The organism is Mycobacterium sp., assembly GCF_032162105.1.
In the GTDB taxonomy this organism is placed as follows: domain Bacteria; phylum Actinomycetota; class Actinomycetes; order Mycobacteriales; family Mycobacteriaceae; genus Mycobacterium.
This window is the reverse complement of record NZ_JAVRPS010000513.1, coordinates 43755-53789: the sequence shown is the minus strand read 5'-3', so window position 1 is coordinate 53789 and position 10035 is coordinate 43755. Positions and strand designations below refer to the sequence as shown.

The 10035-nt window shown below is 66.5% G+C and carries 10 protein-coding genes; 5 read left to right on the top strand and 5 right to left on the bottom strand.

The window, feature by feature from the left end; genetic code table 11:
• Positions 1-197 (bottom strand): Lrp/AsnC ligand binding domain-containing protein (locus QOC69_RS26650; RefSeq protein WP_526445321.1); only part of this gene is annotated, 197 nt, incomplete at its 3' end.
• Between the two features lie 97 nt (positions 198-294).
• On the opposite strand from QOC69_RS26650, the gene QOC69_RS26645 reads away from it, so the two are divergent.
• A complete protein-coding gene (locus QOC69_RS26645) occupies positions 295-1260 on the top strand; it encodes a thiamine-phosphate kinase (protein ID WP_526445319.1) in 966 nt (321 codons plus the stop codon).
• A 28-nt stretch (positions 1261-1288) separates the two neighbouring features.
• Positions 1289-1972 (top strand): uracil-DNA glycosylase, encoded by a 684-nt coding sequence (locus QOC69_RS26640; protein WP_526445317.1) that lies wholly within the window; start codon positions 1289-1291, stop codon positions 1970-1972.
• 86 nt (positions 1973-2058) lie between these two features.
• Here the strand turns inward: QOC69_RS26640 and rpmB are convergent, their stop codons facing one another.
• The gene (gene rpmB / locus QOC69_RS26635) at positions 2059-2253 is read right to left on the bottom strand and encodes a 50S ribosomal protein L28 (protein ID WP_526445315.1); all 195 of its coding nucleotides are present in this window, start codon (positions 2251-2253) and stop codon (positions 2059-2061) included.
• Between the two features lie 197 nt (positions 2254-2450).
• Here rpmB and fakA point away from each other — a divergent pair, with 197 nt between their 5' ends.
• Genes fakA through QOC69_RS26620 form a run of 3 tightly spaced genes read left to right on the top strand, consistent with a single transcriptional unit; the run spans position 2451 to position 7011 of the window.
• Positions 2451-4082, top strand: coding sequence for a fatty acid kinase ATP-binding subunit FakA (gene fakA / locus QOC69_RS26630; protein ID WP_526445313.1), 1632 nt, complete (start codon positions 2451-2453; stop codon positions 4080-4082).
• Positions 4083-4084: 2 nt separating this feature from the next.
• A complete protein-coding gene (gene recG, locus QOC69_RS26625; RefSeq protein ID WP_526445311.1) occupies positions 4085-6313 on the top strand; it encodes an ATP-dependent DNA helicase RecG in 2229 nt (742 codons plus the stop codon).
• 8 nt (positions 6314-6321) lie between these two features.
• The gene (locus QOC69_RS26620; protein WP_526445327.1) at positions 6322-7011 is read left to right on the top strand and encodes a GmrSD restriction endonuclease domain-containing protein; all 690 of its coding nucleotides are present in this window, start codon (positions 6322-6324) and stop codon (positions 7009-7011) included.
• Between the two features lie 198 nt (positions 7012-7209).
• On the opposite strand, the gene QOC69_RS26615 is transcribed toward QOC69_RS26620, so the two are convergent.
• From QOC69_RS26615 to QOC69_RS26605, 3 genes are all read right to left on the bottom strand, one after another.
• Complete coding sequence (locus QOC69_RS26615; RefSeq protein ID WP_526445309.1) at positions 7210-8004, bottom strand: alpha/beta fold hydrolase; 795 nt, start codon at positions 8002-8004, stop codon at positions 7210-7212.
• A gap of 411 nt (positions 8005-8415) precedes the next feature.
• On the bottom strand, positions 8416-8811 hold the full coding sequence (locus QOC69_RS26610) for a DUF6262 family protein (protein WP_526445307.1): 396 nt from the start codon (positions 8809-8811) through the stop codon (positions 8416-8418).
• A 358-nt stretch (positions 8812-9169) separates the two neighbouring features.
• Complete coding sequence (locus tag QOC69_RS26605; protein ID WP_526445305.1) at positions 9170-9817, bottom strand: hemerythrin domain-containing protein; 648 nt, start codon at positions 9815-9817, stop codon at positions 9170-9172.
• Between the last annotated feature and the right edge of the window lie 218 nt (positions 9818-10035).

The window sequence follows — 10035 nt, the reverse complement described above, 5'->3', positions numbered from 1 at the left end:
ATCCCGGTCACCTGCTGGACGCTGGGAACGACGTTGGACTGCAAGTCGCCAAGTGAGTCGGCGCCGATGCGAACGACGACGTCGTAGGGCCCGGTGACGTACTCGGATGACAGCACGCCCGGCAGCGTGGCCAGCTGCTTGGCGATGACCTCGGCGCGGCCGACCTCGGTCTGAATCAGCATGAAAGCCTCGACCACCCGCTGTCTCCTCCGTCCCGCTGAATAGACTCCGGGGGACCAAACGTACCGCAGGTCGCGCCGGTGTTCAGGGGACGAAGATCTTGCTGGAGGTGGCATGGCGAGCGACGAGGGCGACGGGGTGAAGGTGACCCTGGCCGGGCTCGGCGAGTTCGCCGTGATCGACCGACTGGTGCGCGACCGGGAGCAGCCGCCGGTGGTGGCGCTTGGCCCCGGCGACGACGCCGCGGTGGTGTTCGCACCCGACGGCCGCACCGTGGTGTCCACCGACATGCTCGTCGAGGGCAGGCACTTCCGGCTGGACTGGTCGACCCCGCGTGACGTCGGCCGCAAGGCGATCGCGCAGAACGCGGCCGACGTCGAGGCCATGGGTGCGACGGCCACCGCGTTCGTCGTCGCCTTCGGCGCGCCCGGCGACACGTCCGGCGACGACGTGCTCGCACTCTCCGACGGTATGTGGGAAGAGGCCCGCAAGTTCGGGGCGGGGATAGTCGGCGGCGATCTCGTCGCGGCCCCGCAGTGGGTGATCTCGGTGACGGCTCTGGGCGACCTGGCGGGACGCGACCCCGTCCGCCTGGACGGTGCCCGCCCCGGTGACACAGTGGCGGTGGTGGGCGATCTCGGGCGGTCCGCGGCGGGATATTGGTTGCTGCACAACGCCGTTCGCGATCACGACGAGCTTCGCCGGTCGCACCTGACGCCGGAGGTCCGCTACGGGCAGGGTCCCATCGCCGCGGACGCGGGTGCGACCGCGATGACGGACGTGTCCGACGGTCTGCTGGCCGATCTCGGGCACGTCGCGGACGCGTCGGGTGTCGGCATCGACGTGTCGTCTGAGGCGCTGGCGGCCGATCACGACGCGCTCGCCGAGGCGGCCGCCGCGACGGCGCAGGACGCGTGGGCGTGGGTGTTGGGTGGGGGAGAAGACCACGCGCTGGTCGCGACGTTCCCCGGGGTGCTACCGGATGGCTGGCGCCGCATCGGCGTCGTGGTCGACGGTCCTGCGCGGGTGCTGGTGGACGGGACACCGTGGCGCGGAAACCCGGGCTGGCAGTCGTTCTGACCAACGCCGCACGCTAGGTTGACCCATCATGGCCGCACGTCCGTTGAGCGAAATCGTCGAGCGGGGCTGGGCCCGTGCACTGCACCCGGTTGCCGATCAGGTGACTGCGATGGGGGAGTTCCTCCGCCAGGAGATCGCGGCGGGCCACGGGTATCTGCCCGCCGGTGAGAACGTGTTGCGCGCCTTCACGTTTCCGTTCGACGACGTGCGGGTGCTCATCGTCGGCCAGGACCCCTATCCGACGCCAGGACACGCGGTGGGGCTGAGCTTCTCGGTCGCGCCAGACGTCCGGCCGTTGCCACGCAGCCTGGACAACATCTTCCGCGAGTACGCCGCCGACCTCGGGCATCCCGCGCCCACCTCCGGTGATCTGACCCCGTGGGCGCAGCGCGGCGTGATGATGCTCAACAGGGTGCTCACCGTGCGGCCCGGTACGCCGGCGTCGCACCGGGGCAAGGGGTGGGAGGCGGTGACAGAGTGCGCCATCCGCGCCCTGGTGGCGAGGTCAGGGCCGTTGGTCGCGGTGCTTTGGGGGCGCGACGCGGCGACGCTGAAGCCGATGCTGACCGGCGATCAGTGCATGACGATCGAGTCGGTCCATCCGTCGCCGTTGTCGGCGTCGCGCGGGTTCTTCGGCTCGCGGCCGTTCAGCCGGGCCAACCAGCTGCTCGCCGAGGTGGGTGCGGACCCGATCGACTGGCGGCTGGCCTAGTGCGTGGCTGCAACGACGTCGTTGAGATAGCGATGCGGGTGCAGAAGTGCGAGTAACCGCCGCCCTGGGCGCTATCTGAACGGGGATTAGCCCCGGGCGACCTTGCCGGCTTTGATGCAGGACGTGCAGACGTTCGTGCGCTTCTTGTTGCCGCCAGGGCGGTCCACGGCGCGCACCGTCTGGATGTTCGGATCCCACCGGCGGCTGGTCCGGCGATGGGAGTGCGACACCGACTTACCGAAGCCGGGGCCCTTCCCGCAGATCTCGCACACGGCAGCCATAGTAGAAACTCCTCGATCAGTACTTGGGGGTCTGGGTCCTGCGCCGCAACCGGCGCGTTTCGACCCGACAACCCGACCAGAATACCGGCCTTCCCTGGTATCGCCAAAACGCATCCACCGGGACGAACGCCGTGGAGTGGTGTCAGGCTCAGTGGCTAGGCTCAAGCGCACGCGGCGGCTCGTCGGTTGGAGGTGGGATGTCGGCTCGTCGGCTCGACGCGACCACCCTGCGGTACTGGGCCCACACCGCGGTCGGCGGCCTGATCGCCCACACTGACGAGATCAACCGGCTGAACGTCTTCCCCGTCGCCGATGCCGACACCGGCACGAACATGCTGTTCACCATGCGTGCGGCGTGCGCGCGGGCCGACTCGCGCCCCGACGGCGACGTGGTCGCGGTGGCCGCCGCGCTCGCCGAGGGCGCATTGCAGGGTGCCCGCGGCAACTCCGGCGTCATCCTGTCGCAGATCCTGCGCGGCCTCGCCGACGTCACCGCCGAGGCAGCCGCCGAACGCAACGGCGACTTCGCCGACGTCGACGGCGCGCTCTTCGGCGCGGCCCTGCGCCACGCGGTCGGCCTGACCGTCGCGTCGATGGGCGAGACCGTGCCTGGCACCATCGTCTCGGTGCTGCAGGCCGCCGCCGGGGCCGCCGAGGGTACTGCCGAGGACGGCGCGGACCTCGTCGCGGTGGTCGGATCGGCCTCCGAAGCGGCGGCGATCGCCCTGGACAAGACACCACAACAACTCGACGTCCTCGCCAAGGCCGGCGTGGTCGACGCGGGAGGCCGCGGGCTGCTGGTCCTTCTCGACGCGATGACCAGCGCACTGGCCGGGCAGTCGCCGCAACGCGCCGAGTACCAGCCCGCCCGGCCGCCCGGCGACGCGGTGACGGTGTCGGGGGGAGCGCCGCCGCAGTTCGAGGTGATGTACCTGCTCGGTGACTGCGACCACGCGGACGTCGAACTGTTGCGTGAGCGTCTCGAGCGGCTCGGCGAATCGGTGGCCATCGCGGCGTCCGGGCGCGGTGGCCGGTATTCGGTGCACGTCCACGCCGACGACGCGGGCGGCGCGGTGGAGGCGGCGCTGGACATCGGCACGCCGAGCCGCATCCAGGTCACCGCGCTGAACGGAGACGCAGGGGCACGGCCGCCGGGCGGCTGGAGCCGGGACCGCGCCGTGCTGGCGATCGTCGACGGTGACGGCGCAGAGGCGCTGTTCGCAGGCGAGGGCGCGCACGTGCTGCGACCGGATGCCGACGCGCCGATCAGCGCGCAGCGCCTGCTCCGCGCGCTCGTCGACGCCGGAGCTGCGCAGATCATGGTGCTGCCCAACGGTTACCTCGCCGCCGAAGAACTGGTCGCCGGGTGCACCGCCGCGATCGGCTGGGGCATCGACGTGGTGCCGGTGCCCGCGGCGTCGATGGTGCAGGGCCTGGCCGCGCTGGCGGTGCACGATGCCGGCCGTCAGGCGGTGGACGACGGCTACACCATGGCGCGTGCCGCCGCCGGCGCGCGGCACGGTTCGGTTCGTGTTGCCACCGAGGAGGCGCTGACCTGGGCGGGCATGTGCAGTCCCGGCCAAGGCCTTGGCATTTCGGGCGACGAGGTGTTGATCGTCGGCGATGACGTCGCCGCCGCGGGCGCGGGTCTGATCGACCTTCTGCTGACGTCCGGCGGCGAACTCGTCACCGTCCTGACCGGCGCCGGAGTCGACCCGAGCGTGGGGGAGGCCCTGCGCGCGCACGTTCACCACGAACACCTCGGTGCCGAGCTGGTGAGCTATCACACCGGCCACGGCGGTGACGTGCTGCTGATCGGGGTGGAATAGCGGTGGCCGCACTCACCGATCGGCTGGACTACGTCCTTGGCAAGAAGGCCGCAGGCCCACTCGAGGAGCACTTCGGGATCCGCACGGTCAACGACCTACTGCGGCACTACCCGCGCACCTACAGCGACGGCATGTCGGTGCGTGGCGAGGGCGACGAGCTCGACCTCGAGGAAGGCGAACACGTCACGTTCGTCGACGTGATCACCGACACCAAGGTCGGCACCATGAAGCCACAGCCAGGCAAGCGGCCGCGCAAGTGGCTGCGCGTCACCCTCGGACGTCGGCGGCCTAACGTCACGGCAACCTTCTTCAATGCGGACTGGATGATCGACAAACTGCCAGAGGGTACTCGCCTGATGCTCTCCGGCGAAGTTGGATACTTCAAGGGCGCAACGCAATTGACGCATCCCGCGTTCCTCGTCCTCTCCTCGCCCAGTGGCAAGGAGATCGGCACCAAGTCGCTGAAGACCATCGCCGATTCGTCGGGGGCAACCGGCGATGATCTGCTGGCGGTCTTCGAACGGGAACTCTTTCCGATCTATCCCGCCAGCGCCAAGGTGCAGAGCTGGAACATCTACGCGTGCGTGCGCCAGGTGCTGGACGTACTCGACCCCGTCGAGGATCCGTTGCCGGAATCGTTCCTGCGCCAACGGAATCTGATCTCCGAAGACGAGGCGCTGCGAGCGATCCACCTTGCCGAGAACGCCGCGCAACGCGATCGTGCCCGCGACCGACTGACCATCGACGAGGCGATCGGGCTGCAATGGGGTTTGGTGGCGCGCCGATATGGCGAGCTGAGCGAAACCGGGCCCGTCGTCGCGCCCAAGGACGACGGGCTCCTGGCAGCGATGCTGCAACAGCTGCCGTTCGAATTGACCAAGGGGCAGCACGAAGTGTTCGACGTGCTGTCGGCGGAATTGGCGGCGAGTCGCCCGATGAACCGGATGCTGCAGGGCGAGGTCGGGTCGGGCAAGACCATCGTGTCGGTCCTGGCGATGCTGCAGATGATCGACGGCGGCTACCAATGTGCGCTGTTGGCGCCGACGGAAGTCCTTGCTGCCCAACATGCGCGGTCGATCCGAGACGTACTGGGACCCTTCGCGATGGCGGGTGAGCTCGGCGGCGCCGAGGGGGCGACTCGGGTTGCGCTGTTGACCGGATCCATGTCGGCGCAACAGAAAAAGCAGGTGCGCGACGAGGTGGCCGCGGGTGGGGCCGGGATCGTGATCGGCACGCATGCGCTGTTGCAAGACGCCGTGGAGTTTCACAATCTTGGCATGGTCGTCGTCGACGAGCAGCACAGATTCGGAGTCGAGCAGCGAGACCGGTTGCGCGCCAAGGCTCCCGAAGGCCTGACGCCGCATCTCCTGGTGATGACGGCCACCCCGATTCCGCGCACGGTTGCCCTGACCGTGTACGGCGACCTCGAGACGTCAACACTGCGGGAGCTACCCCGGGGCCGCCAGCCCATCACCACCAACGCAATCTTCACCAAGGAGCATCCGACCTGGCTCGACCGAGCGTGGGCGCGCATCATCGAGGAGGTGCGTGCGGGTCGCCAGGCCTATGTCGTGGCCTCCCGCATCGACGCGAACGACAAGACGGCCAACGACAAGAACCTCGGTCCGCCTGCCACACCGGTCGTCGAGTTGTTCGAGCACCTCGGGCATGGCCCGCTGTCCGAACTGCAGTTGGGTCTGATGCACGGCCGGCTGTCCGGTGACGAGAAGGACGCCGTGATGGCCGCCTTCCGGGCCGGCGACGTCGACGTTCTGGTGTGCACCACCGTCATCGAAGTCGGTGTGGACGTGCGCAACGCGACGGTCATGCTCGTCATGGATGCGGATCGGTTCGGCATCAGCCAGCTGCACCAGTTACGCGGCCGGATTGGACGTGGCGAGCACGCCAGCCTGTGTCTGCTCGTCACCCGGCTCCCGGAAGGATCCAAGGTGGGAGCACGGCTCAAGGCCGTGGCCGGCACACTGGACGGGTTCGTGCTCGCCGACCTCGACCTGAAGGAGCGCCACGAGGGTGACGTGCTCGGGCTCAGTCAATCCGGCCGCGCCATCACGTTGAGGTTCTTGTCGCTGTCCGAGCACCTCGATGTCATTCTGACTGCTCGCGAGTTCTGTGAGTCGCTCTACGAACAGGACCCGGATAATCGGGGAATGGCACTACTGGCAGCGCAATTCACCGAGACCGAGCGCGTCGAGTACCTGGACAAGTCGTGAAGCGGTGGATGTGGCTGGCGGCTGGTGTGCTGCTCGCCGTGGTGGTGGCGATTCAGGTGGTGGTGTCGACCCAGAGTGCAGGCCGGTTCGTCGCGGCGGCCGACGTGCCCACCGTCGCCCCCGGCGTCGACGTGCTCGCAGGCATCGCGGAGATTCCCCAGCGGATACGTGGAAACGACTACCGCCGAGCGGCTTTCGGCGACAGCTGGACGGACGACAACGCCGCGCCCGGGGGACACAACGGTTGCGACACCCGCAACGACATTCTCGATCGCGACCTCGTGGACAAGACCTACGTGTCAATTAGCCGCTGCCCCAACGCAGTAGCGACGGGTACCTTGCACGATCCGTACACCGGCGAAACCATCAACCTCGTGCGCGGAAACCAGACGGGTGCGGCGGTCCAGATAGATCATCTCGTGCCATTGGCCTACGCCTGGGACCAAGGGGCTCGGAACTGGACCGACGAGATGCGCGTGCGGTTCGCAAACGATCCCGCCAATCTCCTTGCAGTGGACGGACCGATCAACGAGGACAAGAGCGACGGAGAGCCCGCGGTCTGGATGCCACCGAACCACGCGTTCTGGTGCCAGTACGCAGTGCAGTTCGTCGCGGTGATGCGCGGCTACGGGTTGCCTGTCGATGCGCCCTCGGTGCCGGTTCTGCGTGACGCGGCCGGGACCTGCCCGAAGAGTTGAGCTCTCCGTTCGCCCAAGTCTGCGTGTTGGGGAAGCTCGGCGATGAGGAGTCGATGTCGCGTCCGTTCTGCTGGTATCCCCACGGCTGAGTGGGTTTCGCAATGCGCGTGAAGTTGGGCAGAATGCTGCAAATCTCACGACTGTTGGCCGCGCTGTCGATTGCGGGGTCCGACGTCTGTCCGCGAACAGCGTTGTTGGTCAGTGTAATTCATGGGCTCCGTGTCGTTGGGCGATCGCGCGGATGTGCTCTGCCAGCATGCCTGCTGCACTGACCTGCGGGAAATGTTTGCAATTCAATAGACTGATCGGGCAGCCGGATTTGACCGCGAGCACAACGTTGTCAAAGAACATGCCAGCCGGATTCAGGCCCCCGATCGTCCATGTAATGGGCTTGCCCGCGAGATCTTCCGGCGAATGCGACGGTGGTGGTTCGGGGGCGACGTAGCGGCGGACCCACGTCACATAGTTGTCGGCGAGGCGGGTGTGGTACTCGTCGCCGAGTGCTTCCCATGCGGCGAGGTCGTCGTTCAACACGTGCCCGTAGGCAAATTTGCAGCTCTCAACTACCGCCGCATCGTCTAACGTCGCGAGGACGGCCAACGGGGCTCGGGACTCGGCCGTCGCGACTTCGTGCACAATGGCGTTCCGGACAAGTTCGGGGTGGCGGACCACGAGGTCGAGGACAGCGAGCCCGCCGGAGCTGCATCCATAGAAACTGGCGGGGTAGATCCCCAACGATTCGACCAGGCCCGCGATCTGCTCGGCAAGGTTCGATACCGAGACGTCATCAGCAGTTTGGACGTGGCTTCTTGAGAAACCGGGGGTATCGAAGGTCAGTACTGTGAATTCATCGGCCAGTTGAGCCGCCACCTGCTCGAACGACGCGCAATCCCCTTCGCCAGATGGCACCAACACAACAGGTGGGCCATCGCCTCGTTGTTCGCAGTGCCAGTCGACGCCAGCCGCCTGGTGCATAAACCGCTGCACGTCCACGTGTACACCCCCGCATTGTCACGATACGGCTGATCTTTGCTGATCGCATGAGTCATATCATGTGCGCCTTCCGATCGAGTGCGTGTTTGTCCGATTCAAGGACCTGGACGACGACAATGCTGGCCATCGCAGCCGAAACGTCGCGGCTTTGTGCGCGAGGGCAGCGTCGAACTGATGGCCCGGAACTTCATCGGTGGGCTCATCTTTCAGACCTCGCCAACCCCAGCCGCAGAGCGGTATCACGGGACGAGTTGCTTGTATTGGTCGTAGATCTCAGCACCTGGCTGTCCGCGGGGAACCCAGACTAATCGTTGCGATTCTCCTCATCGTCGTAAGGTCTTGGGGGCTGATATTGCCCGCTAGAGCAGACCGATATAATCGACCCGCGCGGGTGCAAAGTTGAGTGCTGCGCTACTCGTACGCCGCGAGTTTCCTTCGCAGCGCCAAGTTCTCACCTTGTGCTACTGCGAGTGCCTTCTGGAGTGCGGAGACTTGATCGTTGTGACCTCGTCGAAGTTCCTTCAGTTGCGCTGAAAGGGCACGGACAGGGGCCGATTCGGCCGGCGGCGTCCCGCCCTCTGAATCGACAGCGTTCACGGTCCGATTGATTGGGGTGCGCATCTGTTGGATGCGTTGACGTAGCTGAGGCTGGCGGTAGAGGAAGTCGGTGGAGACGTCGGCCTCGCGGGCGACGCTCGCGAAGCTGACCGCCGCCCCAGTGGCCGACAGTCGTGCCAGCGCAGTGGTCGCTCTTTCGGTGGCTTGATCGTGTTGGCGTTGAGCGGCTTTGCGAAGATGCTGCGGCACAATCGCGCTCCAATGCGGGTTGGTCGGTAACGCCCGCACCGCGCACGGCGCGGTCGGTGATCGAGAGCAAGGTGCGGTTCAGCGAGTCCATTTCGGTGCGGCGGCCCTGCAGCCAAACGTTGTCGTCACCCATGGGAGCGCCGTACTTGGCGCTGAAGGCCTCCTGGCGGTTTGTCACCAAGCGTTCCGTGTCCTCTAGTTGGCGGCGCAGTTCGGGGCCGTGGGTGACGTCGGTGACGAACTTGGCGCAGGTGAGGCAGGCTTCTCTGAACTTATCCAAGGGACGCGATACGCGAGCACCTGACGTCCTGCGTAAGGTGGCTCCGCCCAATGCGCCGGTTACATTCGGGTTGTGAAACTAGGCCGAGCCGTAGATCTTGGTCCGGTATGTGTCAAAGGTGCGTTGCCCGAGCAGTTTCCAGAGTATGCGTGCTGCCATCGGGATACCGGCGAGAAACTGCCGTTGCTCGTCGGGGGTGAGGTTTTGGAGCGTGAGGCCGAGCAATACGAGGGCCATCGTGTTCGTGGGCATGCCCTCCGCGCCGCGCTTGACGCAGCTCTTCCATTCGTCGGCGGTGATGTGCTGATTGATCAAAGGAAGAATGTTTTGTTCTTCGTCCTCGAGGTGCGTATCGACTCTGGCCGATAGATCCTCGGTCGCGGCGATCAGCTGCGCTGCCAGTTCGGGGCCGGCCGACGTGCGCCAGGGCATTCGAACGGTCTGTACCTTTTCGACCGCCTCGGCGATGGCGGCGTGGGCGTCTTCCATCTGCTTGATCGTGAGGTCAGAAGTGGCGGGCACACGGGTGTGCAGCGCGGGCCACAGCAGATCGTCCTCAGCCGTGTGGTGATGATGAAGCGCGGCCACGATGTAGCCGAGGTGATCGGCGATCAACGCGGAGCGCTTCGTGTCACCCGCCTCGACGCCACCGATCAGCTCGGGCGCGTTGCGTAGCTCATGGCGGAACAGACGGTGCGCGAACAGCATGTCGCTGGTGTCGATCATTGGATCCCCCCGGGCCAACCATTCGTGGTCGTGGCGGGAATCGTAGTTCAGTCTCGTGACCGGCAGCTCCGGAATGCCACCGTATGTGGCGTCGCACGGTGGCCGCTGCATGGCGAGCCTTTTCTGAAACGCCGCCGAAAGGTCCTGTGCAGCCGCGCCACAATCCGGGGACAAGTCAGCGGAACAGGCGTGAGGTAGGCCGAAATGCCTGGTCAAAG

Excerpts from the sequence above, each read along its gene's own strand:
- QOC69_RS26645 (WP_526445319.1), top strand. The coding sequence starts at position 295 with ATGGCGAGCGACGAGGGCGACGGGGTGAAGGTGACCCTGGCCGGGCTC.
- QOC69_RS26640 (WP_526445317.1), top strand. The coding sequence starts at position 1,289 with ATGGCCGCACGTCCGTTGAGCGAAATCGTCGAGCGGGGCTGGGCCCGT.
- rpmB (WP_526445315.1), bottom strand. The coding sequence starts at position 2,253 with ATGGCTGCCGTGTGCGAGATCTGCGGGAAGGGCCCCGGCTTCGGTAAG.
- fakA (WP_526445313.1), top strand. The coding sequence starts at position 2,451 with ATGTCGGCTCGTCGGCTCGACGCGACCACCCTGCGGTACTGGGCCCAC.
- QOC69_RS26620 (WP_526445327.1), top strand. The coding sequence starts at position 6,322 with ATGTGGCTGGCGGCTGGTGTGCTGCTCGCCGTGGTGGTGGCGATTCAG.
- QOC69_RS26605 (WP_526445305.1), bottom strand. The coding sequence starts at position 9,817 with ATGATCGACACCAGCGACATGCTGTTCGCGCACCGTCTGTTCCGCCAT.